General features: G+C 67.7%; 13 protein-coding genes. 5 read left to right on the forward strand and 8 right to left on the reverse strand.

Annotated features, from left to right (window positions below; translation table 11 throughout):
- Positions 1-19 precede the first annotated feature (19 nt).
- From glgB to ACEL_RS03490, 4 genes are read right to left on the reverse strand one after another with little or no spacing between them, the layout of a single operon-like run.
- Positions 20-2,203, reverse strand: a complete 2,184-nt coding sequence (gene glgB / locus ACEL_RS03475) for a 1,4-alpha-glucan branching protein GlgB (protein ID WP_011719512.1) — start codon at positions 2,201-2,203, stop codon at positions 20-22.
- 14 nt (positions 2,204-2,217) lie between these two features.
- Positions 2,218-3,582 (reverse strand): maltokinase N-terminal cap-like domain-containing protein, encoded by a 1,365-nt coding sequence (locus ACEL_RS03480; RefSeq protein ID WP_011719513.1) that lies wholly within the window; start codon positions 3,580-3,582, stop codon positions 2,218-2,220.
- A 37-nt stretch (positions 3,583-3,619) separates the two neighbouring features.
- Complete coding sequence (gene treS, locus ACEL_RS03485) at positions 3,620-5,290, reverse strand: maltose alpha-D-glucosyltransferase (protein ID WP_011719514.1); 1,671 nt, start codon at positions 5,288-5,290, stop codon at positions 3,620-3,622.
- A 13-nt stretch (positions 5,291-5,303) separates the two neighbouring features.
- On the reverse strand, positions 5,304-7,265 hold the full coding sequence (locus ACEL_RS03490; protein WP_011719515.1) for an alpha-1,4-glucan--maltose-1-phosphate maltosyltransferase: 1,962 nt from the start codon (positions 7,263-7,265) through the stop codon (positions 5,304-5,306).
- Here ACEL_RS03490 and ACEL_RS12405 point away from each other — a divergent pair.
- Complete coding sequence (locus ACEL_RS12405) at positions 7,240-7,536, forward strand: hypothetical protein (RefSeq protein ID WP_202943473.1); 297 nt, start codon at positions 7,240-7,242, stop codon at positions 7,534-7,536. The genes ACEL_RS03490 and ACEL_RS12405 overlap by 26 nt on opposite strands.
- Before the next feature lie 96 nt (positions 7,537-7,632).
- Positions 7,633-10,260, forward strand: a complete 2,628-nt coding sequence (glgP, locus tag ACEL_RS03500) for an alpha-glucan family phosphorylase (RefSeq protein ID WP_011719516.1) — start codon at positions 7,633-7,635, stop codon at positions 10,258-10,260.
- Positions 10,261-10,310: 50 nt separating this feature from the next.
- Here glgP and glgX read toward each other — a convergent pair whose 3' ends face one another.
- Positions 10,311-12,413: a glycogen debranching protein GlgX gene (glgX, locus tag ACEL_RS03505; RefSeq protein WP_011719517.1), complete on the reverse strand. Its 2,103-nt coding sequence runs from the start codon at positions 12,411-12,413 to the stop codon at positions 10,311-10,313.
- A 133-nt stretch (positions 12,414-12,546) separates the two neighbouring features.
- Here glgX and ACEL_RS03510 point away from each other — a divergent pair, with 133 nt between their 5' ends.
- Positions 12,547-13,404 carry an enoyl-CoA hydratase/isomerase family protein gene (locus ACEL_RS03510; RefSeq protein WP_011719518.1) on the forward strand — a complete coding sequence of 286 codons (858 nt, stop codon included), beginning with the start codon at positions 12,547-12,549 and terminating at the stop codon, positions 13,402-13,404.
- Positions 13,405-13,425: 21 nt separating this feature from the next.
- Here the strand turns inward: ACEL_RS03510 and ACEL_RS03515 are convergent, their stop codons facing one another.
- Entirely contained in the window at positions 13,426-14,934 is a 1,509-nt protein-coding gene (locus ACEL_RS03515; RefSeq protein WP_011719519.1) for a DUF885 family protein, read from the reverse strand.
- Between the two features lie 161 nt (positions 14,935-15,095).
- Between ACEL_RS03515 and ACEL_RS03520 the strand changes: the two genes are divergently transcribed.
- Together ACEL_RS03520 and ACEL_RS03525 are read left to right on the forward strand one after the other, a co-directional pair.
- Positions 15,096-15,878: an electron transfer flavoprotein subunit beta/FixA family protein gene (locus ACEL_RS03520; RefSeq protein ID WP_011719520.1), complete on the forward strand. Its 783-nt coding sequence runs from the start codon at positions 15,096-15,098 to the stop codon at positions 15,876-15,878.
- A 56-nt stretch (positions 15,879-15,934) separates the two neighbouring features.
- A complete protein-coding gene (locus ACEL_RS03525) occupies positions 15,935-16,900 on the forward strand; it encodes an electron transfer flavoprotein subunit alpha/FixB family protein (protein ID WP_011719521.1) in 966 nt (321 codons plus the stop codon).
- 84 nt (positions 16,901-16,984) lie between these two features.
- Here the strand turns inward: ACEL_RS03525 and ACEL_RS03530 are convergent, their stop codons facing one another.
- Both ACEL_RS03530 and ACEL_RS03535 read right to left on the reverse strand, forming a co-directional pair.
- Positions 16,985-18,043, reverse strand: coding sequence for a threonine aldolase family protein (locus ACEL_RS03530; protein WP_011719522.1), 1,059 nt, complete (start codon positions 18,041-18,043; stop codon positions 16,985-16,987).
- Between the two features lie 88 nt (positions 18,044-18,131).
- Positions 18,132-18,836, reverse strand: coding sequence for an SDR family NAD(P)-dependent oxidoreductase (locus tag ACEL_RS03535; protein WP_011719523.1), 705 nt, complete (start codon positions 18,834-18,836; stop codon positions 18,132-18,134).
- Between the last annotated feature and the right edge of the window lie 176 nt (positions 18,837-19,012).

Below are 19,012 nucleotides of genomic sequence, written 5' to 3' on the forward strand. Positions count from 1 at the left end.
GCGGTGGCCGGGATGCGCCTCACGGCTGAGCAAACCAGATAGTGGCCAACGGCGGCACCCGGATGACCGCAGACGCCGGCAATCCGTGGCTCGGCGTGGCCACGGCGTCAATTCCACCGAGATTCCCCACCCCGCTGCCGTTGTAGATCTCCGCATCGGTGTTGAGGATTTCCCGCCATCGGCCCGGCGACGGAAAGCCAAGGTGGTACTCCTCATGCGGGACGCCGGCGAAATTCGCGACGCAGACAATTGTTGACCCGTCCGGCGCGGTGCGGGCGAACGAGAACGTGTTGTTCTGGTTGTCATTTGCATCGATCCACCGGAACGCCGACGGGTCGTCGTCCGTTCGCCATAACGCGGGATGCGCCCGATACAGCGCGTTGAGGTCGCGAACCAATTGCTGCACGCTCGAATGCTCACGGTACTGCAGCAGCCACCAGTCGAGGGACCGCTCCTCGGACCACTCGTTGTCTTGGGCAAATTCGCCGCCCATGAAGAGAAGTTGCTTGCCCGGGTGCGCCCACATGAACGCCAGGTAGGCCCGGAGATTCGCCATCTGCTGCCACCGGTCGCCCGGCATCTTGTGCAGCAAGGAACCTTTGCCGTGCACGACCTCGTCATGCGAGAGCGGCAGGATGAAGTTCTCCGAGTAGGCGTACATCATGGCGAACGTCATCTCGTTGTGGTGGTACGAGCGGTAGATCGGGTCCCGGCTCATGTACTGCAGGGTGTCATGCATCCATCCCATGTTCCATTTGAAGCCGAAGCCGAGTCCCCCGACGTACGTCGGCCGGGTCACGCCCGGCCACGCCGTGGATTCTTCGGCGACGGTCACGATGCCGGGCACCCGCTTGTAGGCGGTCGCGTTCATCTCCTGCAGGAACGAGATGGCCTCGAGGTTCTCCCGGCCGCCGTAAATGTTCGGCCGCCAGGCACCCGCGGGACGGGAGTAGTCGAGGTACAGCATGGAGGCCACCGCGTCGACGCGCAGCCCGTCCACATGCATCTCCTCCAGCCAGAAGAGTGCGTTGGCGACCAGGAAATTCCGCACCTCCCGGCGTCCAAAATTGAAGATGAGCGTGCCCCAGTCGGGATGCTCACCGAGCTGCGGATCCTCATGCTCGTAGAGCGCGGTGCCGTCGAACCGGGCGAGCGCCCAGTCATCCTTCGGGAAATGAGCCGGGACCCAGTCGACGATGACGCCGATGTTGGCCTGGTGGAGCCGGTCAATGAGATAACGGAAGTCATCCGGCGACCCGTAGCGTGCCGTCGGCGCGAAGTACGCCGTGACCTGATAGCCCCACGACCCGCTGAACGGGTGCTCGGCGACGGGCAGAAATTCGACGTGCGTGAAGCCCAGGTCCGTGACGTAGCGCACCAACTCGTCGGCCAATTCGCGATAGCCGAGGCCTGCGCGCCACGAGCCGAGGTGGACTTCGTAAATGCTCATTGGGGCGTGCAGCCAGTCGGTCTGCGCCCGCCGGGCCAGCCACTCGGCGTCGCCCCACTCGTAATGGGACGTGAAGACGACCGATGCTTGCGCGGGCGGCACTTCGGTGGCAAAGGCCATCGGATCGGCTTTCTCGCGCCACCGGCCGTCCGCACCGAGGACGTGATACTTGTACCGCGCCCCGGACCCTACACCGGGGATGAACAGTTCCCAAATTCCGCTGGAACCGAGGCTTCGCATCGGATGGGCGGTCGGATTCCAGTGGTTGAAATCTCCGGCGATGCGTATCCCGCGCGCGTTCGGCGCCCAGACCGCGAAGGACGTTCCGGTCACCGGTCCGTTCGGCGTGTCGTACCGGCGCTCGTGCGCTCCCAGGACGCGCCAGAGCTCCTCGTGCCGGCCTTCGCTGATGAGATGCAGGTCAAGCTCACCGAGCGTCGGGAGATAGCGATACGGCTCATCCACCACGTGCGGGAAGCCGTCGTCGTACACCACCTCGAGCCGGTAATCCGGCAGGGCGGAGGACTCCCACGCGCCGGCCCAAATGCCGCGGTATTCGTGGACAAGCGGAATCCGTTCACCGGCAACGAGGACGGTGACGCGGGTCGCGAACGGGCGGAAGGTGCGGAAGGTGACGACGCCGTCGTGGTGGTGGGCGCCGAGAATGCCGTGCGGATTGTGGTGCGCGCCGGAAACGAGACGGTCGAGTTCGCCGTGGTCGACGGGTGCCGGACGCGGCTCGGAACGACTCACGCAGCCTCCTCGTTTCAGCTACCCCGGTGCTCAGCCGCAAGCAGCCGTTCCAGCGCACCCAGCGGGATGCCGACCCAGTCCGGCCGGTTCTTCATTTCGTACATCGTCTCGTAGACCGCCTTGTCCACCTCGAAGGCGCGCAACACGGCATCCTCTTCCCGCGGGTCGTGGTCGGCAACCTTCGCATATCCGATGCAGAAGGCCGCGCGATTGCGCGCCGACCACTCGGCCGCGCGGTATGCCAGCTGCGGTGGGACCGTGTGACCGGCGAGCAGGTAGTGTGCGGCGTAGTCAAAGGAACGGAGCATTCCGGCGACGTCGCGCAATGGACTGGCCAGCGCCGCGCGCTGTTCAATCCGCGCGCCCGGCTCCCCTTCGAAATCGAAGAACACCCACCCGTACTCGGTGCGCATCACCTGGCCGAGGTGCAGGTCGCCGTGAATGCGCTGCAGGTGAAGCTCGGAGGTCCTTCGGCGGAAGGTGTCATAAATCTGCTGGATCTCGGTGATATGCGCGGCGAGCGCCGGCACGACGTCGGCCGCGGCCTGCAACCGCCGCCGCATTGCCTCGGTGAGCTGTTCGACGAACTCCGCACCGCCGGTCGCCGTGGGCAGCACGTGCGCCAACGTGCGGTGCACCTCCGCGGTCGCCACGCCAAGACGCTCCGCCTCGGCGGCGAAATCGCCGCCGACCTCCTCGGCATGGAGGTCGCCCTCGGCGAAGAGGTCGCGCACGCTCGTGAGAGCAAGCGACCATCCGTCGGAGCCGGTGCGCAAGTAGCGCTGAAGAATCCCCAGCGTGTACGGTTCTCCGGCGATGTCGGTCTCCATCCACCCGCACAGTGGAGCGACGTGCGGACTCCCCGCCTCAGTGAGCGCGCGTGTCACATCGAGATCCGGATTGACGCCGGGTACGAGGAGCCGGAAGATTTTCAAAATCGTCTCGTCACCAAAGACGACCGAGGTGTTGGATTGTTCCCCACTGAGCAGCCGTCCCGGTGCATCAGGGCTGAACTCCGCGCCCGGTTCCCGGCGGAAACGCACGCCGGCCCGCTCGACATCGTCATGAATCGCGGTCAGCAGGTGCTGGGTCAATTCGGGATCGTGCAGCGCATCGTAGATCTCGCCGTACTCGTCGCTTCGGCCGATTCGCGCGGCATCCAGATGCCGGGGGAGCGTGCGGCGCGCGCCGAGCAGAATGTGGTAGCAGTCCGGCGCCTGCGAGGCACTCTCGGTGACCGCTTCAACGAAGGCGTGCAGCAGCATGGGATCGTCTTCCCTGAGCACCCGCACCTCGCGCACGCGCGCCTCGTGCACCGCGCTGCTCTTGCCGGCGAACCATCGCTGCCGCGGCAGCCATGCCCGGAGCAGTTCTTCCACCGCCGCCACCTCCTTCGCGCGGTACCCTCCCAGCCGGTCACGGATGGGTCGGGAGCATGAACCAGTAGAAGCCGTGTCCCGGCAGCGTCAGCAGATACGGCAACTCGCCGATCCGGGGAAACGGTACACCGCCGGTCATCTCGATCGGCACGACGCCCTCATACCGACGCAGATCCAGCTCGACGGGTTGCGGAAAGCGCGAGAGATTGTTGACGCACAAGACCCGGTCGTCGCCGAATTCGCGGACAAAGGCGAGAATACTCGGATTCGATGCGCCAAGCTCCTCGTAACTGCCGCAGCCGAAGGTCGGGTGCCGCTTCCTGATGTCGATCATTCTGCGGACCCAGTGGAGCAGCGAGTGCGGGCTGCGCATCTGCGCCTCGACGTTGAGCGCTTGGTACCCGTAGACGGCGTCCATGATGACCGGCAGGTAGAGTCTGCCCGGATCGCACTGGGAGAAACCGGCGTTGCGGTCCGGGGTCCACTGCATCGGCGTCCGCACACTGTCCCGGTCACCGAGCCAAATGTTGTCGCCCATGCCGATCTCGTCGCCGTAGTACATGACCGGGGAGCCGGGGAGCGACAGCAGGAGCGCGGTGAACAGTTCCATTTGGTCGCGGGAGTTGTCGAGCAGTGGTGCGAGGCGGCGCCGGATACCGATGTTGGCCTTCATCCGCGGATCCTGCGCGTACTCGCGGTACATATAGTCCCGCTCTTCGTCGGTCACCATCTCCAAGGTGAGCTCATCGTGGTTGCGCAGGAAAATGCCCCACTGGCAGTTCTCCGGAATCCGCGGCGTCTGCGCCAGGATCTCCGAAATCGGAAAGCGCTGCTCCCGCCGCACCGCCATGAAGATCCGCGGCATCAGCGGGAAGTGAAACGCCATGTGGCATTCGTCGCCGTCACCGAAGTACTGGACGACGTCCGCCGGCCACTGGTTGGCCTCCGCCAGGAGGACCTTGTCCGGGTAGAGCTGATCGACCTCTTTGCGGATCCGCTTGAGGTACTCGTGCGTCTTCGGCAGGTTCTCGCAGTTCGTCCCCTCTTCCTCGAAAAGGTAAGGGACGGCGTCCAGCCGGAAGCCGTCGATGCCGAGGTCCAGCCAGAAGCGCAGCACGGCCAGCATCGCTTCCTGGACCGCGGGGTTCTCGTAATTCAGGTCCGGCTGATGACTGAAGAAACGGTGCCAGTAGTACTGACCGCGGACCGGGTCGAAGGTCCAATTGGACTTCTCCGTGTCTACGAAGATGATCCGTGCATCCTTGTATTTCGTGTCGGTGTCGGACCACACGTAAAAGTCACCGTACGGCCCGTCCGGGTCGATGCGGGACGCCTGGAACCACGGATGCTGGTCACTGGTGTGATTCATCACCAGGTCGGCGATGATGCGCATGCCGCGCCGGTGGGTCTCATCGACGAGCTGGACGAAGTCGCCGAGATCGCCGTACTCGGGGAGGATCGAGAAGTAATCCGAGATGTCGTAACCGCCGTCCCGCATTGGCGAGGCGTAAATCGGCAGCAACCAGATGCAGTCCACCCCAAGCCACTGCAGGTAATCGAGCTTCGCGATGAGGCCGCGGAGATCCCCCGTGCCGTCGTTGTTCGAATCGTAGAAGCCGCGGACCAGCACTTCGTAGAAGACGGCGCGCTTGTACCACAGGGGATCCACGGGTGGGATCGGTGCCGGTTCGTGTGGCAACGCACTCATGTGTCTCGACCACCTAGCGTTGGACCACGAGGATGTGCGCCGGCTCGACCTGGGGATCGAGCCGGACGTAGCTGAAGTGCCCCCAGTCGTAGTGCGCTCCGCTCAGCAGGTCGACGACGCGGAATCGGTCGTCCCATCCCAGGCCGAGCGCCGGCATGTCCAGGGCGATCGTCGCTTCCTGGGTGTGAAACGGATTGAGATTCACCACGACCAGGACCGTATCGTCGTGGCCGGCCGGTGTGGTCGCACGTTTGGAGAAGGTGAGGATCTCGGGGTTGTCCGCGGAGTGGAGGGAGAAGTTGCGCAGTCGCTGCAGCGCGACGTGCTCCCGGCGGATGCGGTTGAGCGTCGCGAGGTAGCCGGCAAGGCTCCGGCCTTCGCGCTCCGCGGCTTCCCAATCCCGCGGCTTGTACTGGTACTTCTCGGAATCCAGATACTCCTCGCTCCCCGGGTGCAGCGGGGTGTTCTCGCAGAGCTCGTAGCCGGAGTACACGCCCCAGGACGGCCCCGCCATCGCGGCGATGACGGCGCGGATTTTGAAGGCCGGCGGGCCGCCGTGTTGCAGATACGCGTGCAGAATGTCGGGGGTGTTCACGAACAGGTTCGGCCGCAGGTAATCGCAGGTTTCGTGTGACAGCTCCCAGAGGTAGCTCTCCAGCTCCGGACGCGAGGTGCGCCAGGTGAAGTACGTGTACGACTGGTGAAAACCCACCTTCGCCAGGGCGCGCATCATCGCCGGCCGGGTGAACGCCTCGGAGAGGAAAATGACGTCCGGGTCGGTCGAGCGGATGTCGGCCAGCAGCTCCTCCCAGAAGGCGAGCGGCTTGGTGTGCGGATTGTCGACCCGGAAAATCCGTACGCCGTGCGCCATCCAGTGGTGCAGCACACGCTTCACTTCGGCGTACAGGCCTTCGTAATCGTTGTCGAAATTCAGCGGGTAAATATCCTGGTATTTCTTCGGTGGATTCTCCGCGTACGCGATGGAACCGTCCGGGCGCCGCGTGAACCACTCCGGATGCTCCCGCACCCACGGGTGGTCGGGTGAGCACTGCAGGGCGAAGTCCAACGCAATTTCCAATCCGAGGTCGCGCGCGGTCGCGACGAAGGCGTCGAAGTCGGCGAGGGTGCCGAGGTCCGGGTGGACGGCGTCATGACCGCCCTCCGGTGAACCAATCGCCCAGGGGACGCCGGGATCCCCCGGTTCGGCGTGCAGCGAATTGTTCCGGCCTTTGCGGAACGTCGTGCCGATCGGGTGAATCGGCGGGAGGTAGACGACGTCGAACCCCATGGCGGCGATGGCCGGCAGCCGGCGGGCCGCAGTGGCGAAGGTACCGGAGCGCGGCGGGTCGAGGCTCGCACCCTCCGACCGCGGGAAGAACTCGTACCAGGCGCCGACGAGCGCCCGCGGCCGGTCCACCTGCAGGGAGTACGCCGGAGACGTCGTCACGAACCGGCGGAGCGGATACCGCTCGAGGACGGCGAGCACCTCCGGGGCGAGCGCCGTGGCGAGCCGCGCGGCTGGAGCGTCGTCCGAGCGGAGCGCCGCGGCGGCCGCGAGCAGGGTTTTGCGCTCGGGATCGGCAAGAGCCTCTGCGGCCTCCTCATAGAGCCGGGCGCCTTCCTCGCAGACAAGGTCGACGTCCTGGCCAAGCGGGATCTTGATCTCAGCTTCCCGCCGCCAGGTCTCGATCGGGTGGTCCCACGCCTCGATCCGGAAACTCCACATGCCCGGTCCGTCCGGGGTGACCTCCGCGGCGTACCGGTCGGTTCCCTCGGCGACCAGCCGCATCGGCGTCCAGGGCTGCTCGGCTCCGGCCGGATCGATGAGCACGAGATTGGCGCCCACCGCGGCATGCCCTTCGCGGAAGACCGTCGCCGAGATGGTGATCGGTTCGCCGACGACGCACTTCGCCGGGTACCGACCGCACTCGATCACCGGGGCGATGTCCGTGATCGGGATGCGCCGCTGGTACATCGGGGAGGAGCGACGCCGGGCAGGACGCCGGGTGCCGGACGTCGCGCTCCGGCCCGCTGCGGCCCGGCGGTTCGAGGCCGACCGGGTGCCGGCCGTCGACCGGGTGCCGGCCTTGGCGCTCTTCGCCCGGGACGGCTTCGCGCCCGGGTCCGCGGCCGGATCTGAAACGGGCTCTGCGGCCGGCGTCGCGCTCGGGTCCACAGCGGATGGGGCGGTCAGGTTGTCGTCGGTCATCATGACGACGCTATCGGGCGGGCGGGCCGGGTGGTGAACACGTCGTCTCCCATCGATCCGGAGTGTCACCTCGGTTGTCTTGCGACGGGTCAGCCGCCGAGGCTGGTACCGGCGACCGGTAGGGTCCTACCCCGTGAGAGCGATTCGCCGCTTCACCGTCCGGACCGTGCTGCCGCCGCGCCTGGCCGGGCTGGCCGAGCTGGTCATGAACCTGCGGTGGTCGTGGCACCCGCCGACCCTGGAGCTGTTCGCCGCCATTGATCCGCTGGTGTGGCGGGCGGTTCGCGGCGACCCGGTCCGGCTGCTTGGCGAAGTACCTCCTTCGCGGCTCGCCGAACTGGCGGCCGACGAGGGTTTTCTGCGCCGGCTCGACCACGCCCTCGAGGACTTGCACGCCTACCTCACCGGAGACCGTTGGTACCAGACCACGGCGGTCGACGGCCCGCGGGCCGTCGCGTATTTCTCACCGGAATACGGGATCACCTCGGTGCTGCCGCAATATTCCGGCGGACTCGGCATCCTTGCCGGTGACCACCTCAAAACGGCAAGTGACCTCGGCATCCCGCTCATCGGCGTCGGATTGCTGTACCGGCGGGGCTACTTCAACCAGTCGCTGTCCCGCGACGGCTGGCAGCAGGAGCGGTACCCTCCGATCGATCCGTACGGCCTGCCGCTCGAGTTACTCACCGAAGCCGACGGCAGCCCGGTGAGTATCGCCATCCAGCTGCCGGAGCAGCGGACGTTGCAGGCACGCGTCTGGCAGGCCAGGGTCGGCCGGGTGCCGCTGCTCCTCCTCGATTCGGACGTCGAAGGGAATGCGCCGGCGGAACGCGACGTCACCGACCGGTTGTACGGCGGCGGAACCGACCACCGATTCCGCCAGGAACTGCTCCTCGGCGTCGGGGGAGTGCGGGCCGTGCGGGCATTCTGCCGGATCACCGGCCATCCAGAGCCCGAGGTCTACCACATGAATGAAGGCCACGCGGGTTTTCTCGCGTTGGAACGAATCAGCGAACTCATGCAGGACGCCGGCCTGTCGTTCGACGAGGCGTTGGAAGTCGTGCGGGCGAGCACGGTTTTCACCACCCACACGCCGGTTCCCGCCGGCATTGACCGTTTCCCGCGTGACCTGATCGAACGGCACCTGGTCGCCGAGACCGACGGTCCGGCGCGCGACGGCTTGCATATTCTGCCGGCGGATCGCGTGCTTGCCTTGGGTGCCGAGGCATACCCGGGCGGCGATCCGGGGGTTTTCAACATGGCGGTGCTCGGCTTGCGGGTCGCGAGCCGCGCCAACGGCGTCTCCACTCTGCACGGGGCCGTGAGCCGGCACATGTTCGCCGGATTGTGGCCGAATTTCGATCCGGACGACGTGCCCATCACCTCGGTCACCAATGGGGTGCACGTGCCCACCTGGCTTGCCGGCGAGATGCGCACCCTGCTCGAGACCGAGCTTGCCGGACCCGCCGGCGTGGACGGCGCCGGCGAGGGAATCCGGTGGGCGGACGCCGAACGCCTCGACGATGTCCGGTTGTGGCAGGTACGAAACGCGCTGCGGGCCAGGCTTGTCGTCGAAGCCCGGGCGCGGCTCCGCGAATCGTGGCGGACACGCGGCGCGACCGACTCGGAAATGCAGTGGATCGACGATGCTCTCGACCCGCAGGTGCTCACCATCGGTTTCGCCCGCCGTGTCCCGTCGTACAAACGTCTGACTCTCATGCTGCGGAATCCGGAGCGGTTGCGTGCGTTGCTGTTGCACCCGCGTCATCCGGTGCAGATTGTCATCGCCGGGAAGGCTCATCCGGCGGACGACGCGGGGAAACGGCTCATCCAAGAGGTCGTGAAATTCGCCGACGACCCGGAGGTCCGGCACCGGATCGTCTTTCTCCCCGATTACGACATGGCACTCGCCCAGCTGCTCATTGCGGGCGCGGATGTGTGGCTGAACAATCCGTTGCGGCCGTTGGAGGCCTGCGGGACGTCGGGCATGAAAGCGGCGCTCAACGGCGTCCTCAACCTGTCGATTCGGGACGGCTGGTGGGACGAATGGTTTGACGGCAACAACGGGTGGGCGATTCCCAGCGCCGACGGCCTGCCGGACGACCGCCGGGACGACCTCGAGGCGCACGCCCTTTACGACATCATCGAAAGTCAGGTCGCACCGCGCTTTTACGACCGGGGCAGCGACGGATTGCCGACCCGCTGGCTGGAGATGATCCGGCATGCCATTGCGAGCCTCGGACCGAAGGTTGCAGCGACCCGGATGCTCCGGGAATATCTCGACCGGCTGTACACGCCGGCGGCGTGCGCGCACCGCGCCGTGACGGCGGACGATTTTGCCGGCGCGCGGCATCTGGCCGCGTGGAAGGCGCGGATTCTCCAGGCCTGGCCGGGGGTGCGGGTCGAGCACGTCGCCGCGTCCGGTCTTGCCGATGCCCTGGAGTACGGCACGCGCGTTCCGGTCCGTGCCGTCGTGGCACTCGGCGGATTGGATCCGTCCGACGTTGATGTGCAAGTGGTCTACGGTCGGGTGGACGAGAACGACGAGCTCGTCACGCCGCGCTCCGCCTCGCTTCGGCCGACCGACGCGCGCGACGGTCTGTTCGGTTATGAGGGCGAAATCGTGCTCGACCGCACCGGCCCGTTCGGGTACAGCGTGCGGGTGCTGCCGCGCGACACTTTGCTTGGCGTATCGGCAGAACTTGGCCTCGTGGCGCTTCCTCCGCCGCGGGAGAGCATCACCAGCGGTGATCTGCGCTGACACCCACCAGCGGTGATCTGCGCTGACACCGTGTCGGCATCAGCGGTGGGTCAGGTTCGCACCGCGCGGAGCACGAGCAGCGTGAGCGGCGGAATCGGTAACGCCTCTCCGGGCGTCGGCGGCGTCGAGATGTGCCCGGTGGTATCGAGGACGACGGTGTAGGCGTCCGCCCAGGGCGGGCCGGGGAGCGTGAACGTCGTCCCTTCCAAGCCGGCGTGGAGCACGAGCAGGAAGGAATCGTCGCGCAGCGGCCGGCCGCGGGCGTCCCGTTGCCGGAGGGTCGTGCCGGATAGGTACATCCCGAGAGTCCGCGCCTGCGAGTCGAACCAATCGGACGGTGCAAACTCGGAGCCGTCCGGCGCGAACCACGCAAGGTCTTTCACCCCGTCACCGCTGAGCGCGGTACCGGTGAAGAAGGACCGTTGCCGGAAGACCGGGTGCCGCCGGCGGAGCGCGATGACGCCGCGGACGAACGCCGACAGGCCGGTGTCGGCGTTTTCCCAGTCCACCCAGGAAATCTCATTGTCCTGGCAGTAGGCGTTGTTGTTGCCGCGCTGGGTGCGGCCGAGCTCGTCGCCGTGGCTCAGCATGGGCACGCCGGTGGCCAGCAGGGTGGTCGCGAGGAGATTTCGCTTCATCCGGGCTCGGATCCCGTTGATGACCGGATCGTCGGTCTCGCCCTCGTGTCCGCAGTTCCAGTTGTGGTTCTCGTCGGCGCCGTCCCGGTTGGCCTCGCCGTTGGCTTCGTTGTGCTTGGTGCCGTACGTGACCAGGTCATGCAGGGTGAAGCCGTCATGACAGGTCACGTAATTGATGGATGCGTAGGGACGCCGGCCGTCGTCCTGGTACAGGTCGGAGGATCCGGAGAGCCGGTAGCCGAGTTCGCGTATGCCGGTCCGGCCGCGGAGCCAGAAATCCCGTACCGTGTCGCGGAAACGGTCGTTCCACTCGGTCCACAGCGGGGGGAATTCCCCGACTTGGTAGCCGCCCTCGCCGAGGTCCCACGGCTCGGCGATGAGTTTCACCTGGGAGAGCACCGGATCCTGGTGAATGATGGCGAGGAATGACGAGAGCATGTCGACGTCGTGCATGCTCCGCGCCAGGCTGGCCGCCAGGTCAAAGCGGAATCCGTCCACGTGCATCTCGGTGACCCAGTACCGCAGCGAGTCCATGATGAGCTGAAGCACGGGGAAATTCCGCACGTCGAGGGTGTTCCCGGTGCCGGTGTAGTTGACGTATCGCCGGCCGCCGTCGGCGAGCCGGTAGTAGGTCGGATTGTCCAGGCCGCGGAAGGACAGAGTCGGGCCGGTTTCGTCTCCTTCGGCCGTGTGGTTGTAGACGACGTCGAGGATGACCTCGAGGCCGGCTTCGTGCAGGGCCTTGACCATCTGCTTGAATTCCCTGACTTGTTGGCCTCGTGTGCCGGAGGCGGAGTACCGGCCGTGCGGGGCGAAATATCCGATCGAGTTGTACCCCCAGTAGTTGGTCAGACCCCGCCGCAGCACGTCCGGCTCTGAGATGAAATGGTGCACCGGCATGAGTTCCACTGCGGTGACGCCGAGTGCGGTGAGGTGCTCGAGGACGGCCGGGTGCGCCAAACCGGCGAACGTGCCGCGCAGTTCCGGTGGCACCGCGGGATGGCGCATGGTGAAACCCCGGACATGCAGCTCGTAGATGATGGTGTCCGCCCACGGCGTCTTCGGATGCCGATCCGAACCCCAATCGAAATCGTCCCGTACCACCACGGATTTCGGGACGTACGGCGCGGAGTCCCGATGGTCCTGGACGGTGTCGTCACGTCCGGGCGGATAACCGAAAACGGCGTCTGACAAGACGAAATCACCGTCCAAGGCGCGGGCGTACGGGTCGATGAGGAGTTTGCTGGGATTGAACCGCAGACCCCGGTGCGGGTCGAACGGTCCGTCGACCCGGAAGCCGTACCGGGTCCCGGGGCGCACGCCGGGCACGTAACCATGCCAGACGTGGTAGGTCGTTTCGGTGAGGGGCAACCGGGTCTCGGTACCGTCATCGTCGAAGAGGCAGAGGTCGACCGCTTCGGCGTACCGGGAGTAGACGGCGAAGTTCGTGCCGTCCTCGTCGGCTGTCGCGCCAAGCGGCCACCAGTGTCCCGGCCAGACGTCCACCCGACCCATCTTGCCGAATCGGCGTTGGCCGGCTCGTTGCCGAACTGGCGTTGGCCGGTTTGGCGGCGCGATCGCCCGGCCTGCCCAACCGTCGGGAGGTAGCGTCGGCGCTGTTCTTCCGCTCACGAGCCGTGGAGGAATCATGACGAGCGACCCGGCACCCACGTCGACTCCGGATCCGGCGGCCGAGCCACCCGCGCCCGGCACCTTGCCGCCCGCGCCCGGCGCCTTCGTCTGGCTCGAGGTGCGCGACAGCATCGGCACGATCCGGCTGCACCGGCCCCCGGTGAACGCGCTGAACGCCGTCATGCAGGACCAGCTCCGGCAGGCGGCGCAAGAGGCGGCCGCCCGGGACGACGTCCGCGCGGTCATCGTGTACGGCGGAGCGCGGGTCTTCGCGGCGGGCGCCGACGTCCGGGAAATGGCAGCGATGAGCCGCGACGACATGGCAGCGCGCGCTGAGCCGTTGCAGGCCGCATTCGACGCCGTGGCGGCCATTCCCAAGCCGGTGATCGCCGCGATCGCCGGCTATGCGCTGGGCGGCGGCTGTGAACTTGCCCTCGCTGCGGACCTGCGCATCTGCGCCTCGGATGCCCGGCTTGGCCAACCGGAGATCCTGCTCGGCGTCATCCCGGGCGCCGGGGGAACCCAGCGGCTGCCCCGGCTGATTGGGCCCGGACGGGCCAAGGAACTTATCTTCACCGGCCGGATGGTGGACGCTGACGAAGCGCTGCGGATCGGCCTGGTGAACGCGGTGGTGCCGGTCGCCGAGCTCTACGCCGAGGCGTGGCGGTGGGCGCGGACGTTCGCCGCGGGCCCGGCCCGGGCGCTCGCTGCGGCGAAGCGGGCGATTGACGGCGGGCTGGCGACCTCGCTGGCCGACGGTCTCCGTCTCGAACGGACGGAATTCGTCGAACTCTTCGCCACCGAGGATCGGACGATCGGTTTCCGGTCGTTCCTGGAGTCCGGGCCGGGCAAGGCGCATTTCGTCGGCCGATAGCCGCCTCGAGCAGGGCGTCGATCAGCCGCGTTGATCGTCTAGGGCGGCTTCGATGAGCCCGAGCGGCGGCGCGCCGAGGCGCAGCAAGGCGGCATGGAACCGCTGGTGGGAGTATGCCGGCCCCCAGGTGCGGCGGGCTTTCTCCTGCAGGGCGCGGATTTCCAGCTTTCCCCAGGTGTAGCGGCCGTACGTCGGATCGAACGTGGCACGGCGGGCCTCCGAGAGCGCGGCCGGCCCGGCGAGAAATGCGTCGGAGGCAAAGCGCGCCGCCGCGTCGGTCACCGTCATCGCCCCGGTGTGGATGCCGATGGCGCAGGCCAGCCGGGTTACCCGTACCAGGGCCTCGATGGCCATGCCGATGGTCACCCGCGGATCGCCGGAGCGGAAACCGAGATCCACGCAGAGTTCTTCGATGTAGTGCGCCCACCCTTCGGTGAAGGACGGCGAGACGAGAATTTGCCGCACCAACGTCGGAGCGCGGCGGAGCGCGCGGCCGTGCGCGAAATGGCCGGGTGAGACCTCATGCAGGGTGATCAGCGGCAGGGTCGTGCGGGAGAACACCTTGAGCCACGCCTCGACGTCCTCGGCCGGCCAGGCCGGATCCGGCGGAGTGACCCAGTAGAACGACGGCCCGTCCGGTTCACCGGGCGCCGCCCACGCCATCATGGCCATGCCCCAGCGACGCGATTCTGGTGCCGGCCCGACTACGCACTCCCCATCGAGGTAGGGCACCAGCTGGTGCTGCGCGGTGAATGCCAGTACCTCATCGACCTGCGCCTGGGCCTCGGCGAGGACCCCGTCGGCGTCTGGGTGGTCGGCGAGCAGCCGTTCGACGACCTCGTTCGGGGCGGCGGTCGGGTCAATACGGGCGCACGCCTCACGGAGGATTTCCCGTAACCGGTCGCGTTCGGCGTCCGCTTGCTCGGCGAGCCGGCCGAGATCGACCGTCAGTGCCTCGCCGGCACCCATGAGGGCGGAGAGTGCCTGCGCACCGAGGCTGACGTCCGGCGGGCCGGTCTGGGCTGCCCGGCGCACATGGGCGACAAATCGCTGGTGTGCGGCGAGAGCGCGTTGCACAACCTCATGCGAGCCGTCGAACCCGGCGGCAAGCCCCTCAGCCGGTCCGAGGAGGGCCTCGGCGACCGGCGCGGGGACGGCGTCCAATGACGCGATCGCCATGTCGACGGCGTCCGGCCATGCCGCGAGATGCGCGAGCTTTGCCGCTTCCCGGTCCTCCTTCGGCGCGTATTCCCGGTCATAGCAGGAGACGTCCAAGTTGGCGAGGTGAACGAGCGGATTCCGCCGGTGCATCTCCAGGTCGCCGAAGAAGACCCGCAGCGCGGACTCGAAGGCGGCGACGTGCGCCTCGTCGTGCGGGTCAGCGAGCGTCGGCCCGCCGAGCCGGGAAAGGCCGGCACGAATTCCATCCGGCGACAGGTCCTGGATCCGGCCGTCGTAGTCGTGTAAGCCGGCCCCCTCCCGGGCCTCCGGAACTTGCAGATCGCATATCGCGCGGAGCCGGTCGTCCATGGGCGCACGCTATCGCGAGATCGCCGAGCCAGCCGGGGCGGCCGGGCTTCGTCGTCGCCTGGCGGCGTCGCCGAAGCGGTTGCAGCCCGCACATCCCGGCCTGGATAGAGTCCGGCTAGGCGGGCCGCGGGACGCGGCCCCGGAGGTGCGGGAGGTCCGGCGTGCGCATTGTCGTCCTCGTCAAGCAGGTGCCGGACACCTGGTCGCCGAAGCGGTTGCGCAGCGAGGATTTCCTGCTGGACCGCGCGGCGGCCGACGGTGTGATCAACGAGCTGGACACCTACGCCGTTGAGGAGGCGTTGCGGGTCAAGGAGCGGCTGGGCGAGGGGTCGGTCGTTGCGATGACGATGGGCCCGCCGGCTTCGGCCGAGGCGGTGCGCAAAGCCTTGCAGATGGGCGCCGACGAGGGCGTCTGCATTGTCGATGACGTCCTCGCCGGGAGCGACGCGGTCGTCACCTCGGCGGTGCTGGCGGCGGCAATCCGGCGGGCCGGTTTCGACCTCGTCATCACCGGTGCTGAGTCGACGGATGCGCGGATGGGTGTGCTGGCAGCCATGCTCGCCGAACAGTTGGCCGTGCCGCAGGCAACCCTCGCCGCCGAGCTTGCCGTTGAGGACGGCCGGGTGCGCATTCGCCGGGTGACCGGTGACGTGGAGTCCGACGTCGTCGCGGAGACGCCGGCGGTGGTGAGTGTGCTCGAAAAGATCAATGAGCCGCGCTACCCGTCGTTCAAGGGCATCATGGCTGCGAAGACCAAACCGCTGGTGACCTGGACGGCTGCGGAGCTGGGTTTCTCTGCGGACGCCGTTGGTCTCGCGGGTTCGCCCACCGAGGTGGTCGCGATGGAGGAGCGCTCGACCGAGCGGGCGCGGATTCTCGTCACGGACGACGGCGACGCCGCCGCACGACTCGTGGAGTTTCTCGCATCGCGGCAACTGGTGTGACGGTGTGACGGCTCGGCGGCGATCGGCGCCGGCCGGGCGAAGAGAGCGGGTGGCAGATGGCGGAAATCCTCGTCCTTGTCGAGCACCGGAACGGCACTGTCAGCCGGCCGACGTTGGAGGCCCTGACGGCGGCCCGCGCGGTCGGCGAGCCGGTGGCCGTCGTCCTCGGTGCCGCCGCCGAGGAGTGTGTGTCAAGGCTCGGTGAATACGGCGCCGCTGAGGTGCTGCTCTGCACCGATCCGGCGGTAACCGAGGTCGTCGTCGCCGGTGTGGTCGACGTGCTGAGCACCGTCGTGCGGGAGCGGACGCCGGCGGCGGTGCTCGTCGTCGCCAGCGCGGAAGGAAAGGAAATCGCCGGCCGGCTCGCGGTTCGGCTCGGCAGCGGCGTCCTGACCGACGCGGTCGGCATCAGCGTCGACGACACGGGGGTCCGGGTGCGGCAGGCAATTTTCGGGGGTTCGACGGTGGTCACGTCCCGGGTGCGGCGCGGTGTTCCGGTGGTGAGCTGGCGGCCGAACGCTGTCCGCGCTGAGGCCGCGCCGGGTACACCGCGGGTCACCCCGATTGCGGCACCGCCCGGCGCTGACCGTCAGGCGCGGGTGACGGCGACCCGCGTGGCGGCCGGGGGCGGCCGTCCGGCGTTGAACGAGGCCTCTGTCGTCGTAGCCGGCGGCCGTGGCGTGGGGAGTGCGGAGAATTTCGCCCTCATCGAGGAATTGGCGGACGTGCTGGGCGGTGCCGTCGGTGCCTCGCGGGCGGCGACGGACGCCGGCTGGTTGCCCCACACCGCACAAGTCGGTCAGACCGGCGCCACCGTCTCGCCTGATCTGTACATTGCCTGTGGAATTTCCGGCGCCATTCAGCATGTGGCGGGCATGCAGACCGCCAAAACCATCGTCGCCATCAATAAAGACCCGGAGGCGCCGATTTTTCAGATCGCGGATTTCGGCATCGTCGGTGACCTGCACCGTGTCGTGCCCGCGCTGATCCGTGAAATCCGGCGCCGCCGAGAGGGCGGCTGACCGGCCTCCGGTCCTATCCACGCGGCGTCCGGCTGGTTCTCATACCGCGGCGTCCGGCTCTCGTTCGCGCGCGGCGTCCGGTACCTACCGCGCAGCGGCAGCGAATTCCGCGCGGATCGCGGAAACGAACGCGTCGACGTCGTCCTCGGTGGTGTCAAAAGCGCACATCCAGCGCACCTCACCGGTCCGTTCGTCCCAGACGTAGAACGGGTACTCGCGCTGCAGACGTTCGGATACCTGACGGGGGAGGGTGGCGAACACCGCATTCGCCTGTACGGGTCGGGTGATGCGGAGCCCCGGTATTGCGGCGGCGCCTTCGGCGAGCCGGCGAGCCATGGCATTGGCGTGGGCTGCGTTCCGCCGCCATAAATCGGTCTCCATGAGCCGGAGGAATTGCGCGGCGACGAAGCGCATCTTCGATGCGAGTTGCGTGCTGAATTTCCGCAGGTACGGGACGCCGTGGACGGCGTCCGGATTGAGGACGACGAGTGCTTCTCCGTACGCCAGGCCGTTCTTCGTGCCGCCGAAACTTAGCACGTCGACGCCGGCATCGGTGGTGAGGGTGCGCAACGAAACGCCGAGACCGGCTGCGGCATTGGCCAGCCGTGCGCCGTCCATATGGACGGTGAGTCCCCGCGCATGAGCGAAATCGGTGATGGCGGCGATTTCCTCGGGTGTGTAGACGGTGCCGAGCTCAGTGGCCTGGGTCAGCGATACGACCGACGGTTGTGCGTGGTGTTCGTCGCCGCGGCCGATGAGACGGTCGGCGATGGCGTCAACGGTCACTTTCCCGTCGGTTGCCGGAATGGTGAGCAATTTGAGCCGGCCGATCTTTTCTGGCGCGCCGCACTCGTCGGTGTTGACATGCGCGGTGTCGGCGCAGATGACGGCGTCCCACGGCCGTGTCATGGCTTGGAGGCCGACGACGTTCGCCCCGGTGCCGGTGAGGACGAAGTACACCTCGGCGTTGTCACCGAAGTGGGTACGGAAAACCTGCCGGGCCGCCTCGGTGTACGGGTCGTCGCCGTACCCCATGACGTGGCCGCCGTTGGCCTCGGCGATGGCGTCCAGGATCTCCGGATGGACGCCGGCGCAATTGTCACTGGCAAAGCTGCGGCGATTCGGGTCGTGCCGTACCGTCACCGTCTGAACTCCCCGTTCTGGTTCGGGTCTGGTTGCGTCGCAGAACCGGCGAGCCTGCGTGGCCGGGAATCCGGCGATCGGAGTGCCGTCATGGTGTCTCCGGCGTCAGCCACAATCGCTGCCCATTGATCGCATCGGCCGGCCGGTCCCACAGCCCGGCAACGACGTCCGCCAGCTCGTCAACGCCGGTGTACCCGGCGAAGGAGGCTTCCGGTCTGGCTCGGCGCTGTTCGGCGGTGGCGAGCGCCTGGACGACGAGCACGACGGCTGCCGCCGTCGTGCCGCGGAATGCGTCGGCGAGGGCGAGCGTCCACGCCTCGGCGGCTGCCTTCGCCGCCGCGTATGCCGCCGCGGCGGCGGATGGTCGGGTCGCTGCGGTTGCGGAGACCATGGCGAACCGGCCCCGGCCGCTGGCCAGCAGGGCGTCGTAGAACGCCCGGCTGGTGTGTTGCAGGCTTGTCACGAGCCGGGCGGAGAGCCATTGCCAGTCGCTGAGATCGGCGTCGCGCAGGTGGACGCCGCCGCGCCACCCGCCGACCAGGTGCACGACCCCGTCGACGTGTCCGTACCGCGCAATGACGCTGGCCGCCCACGCTTGGGTGGCCGCTTCGTCAAGGAGATCGACGGCGCAAGCCGCTGCGTGGTCACGGCCCAGCGTGTCCGCAAGCGGGCCGATCCGCCCATCGGAGTGGTCAGCGAGCGCTACCCGCGCGCCGCGGGCGACGAGTGTTCGGGCAATCGCCGGGCCGGCCATGCCACCGGCACCCGCGATGGCGACCACGGCGTCCCGCACTCCCGGTCCACCGGAGGACGCCCCGGCGGCACGGGCAGGGGTTCCGGCGGTGCGTCCGGCGGCACGGGCGGGGGTTCCGGCGGCACGGGCGGGGGTTCCGGCGGAATCGGTCACGGCGGCAGGATCTCACGCTGCGGTGATCGTCGATTCACCGGTTAGGCTGGCGTCGATGACAT

The sequence above is a fragment of the Acidothermus cellulolyticus 11B genome, assembly GCF_000015025.1.
Lineage (GTDB): Bacteria > Actinomycetota > Actinomycetes > Acidothermales > Acidothermaceae > Acidothermus > Acidothermus cellulolyticus.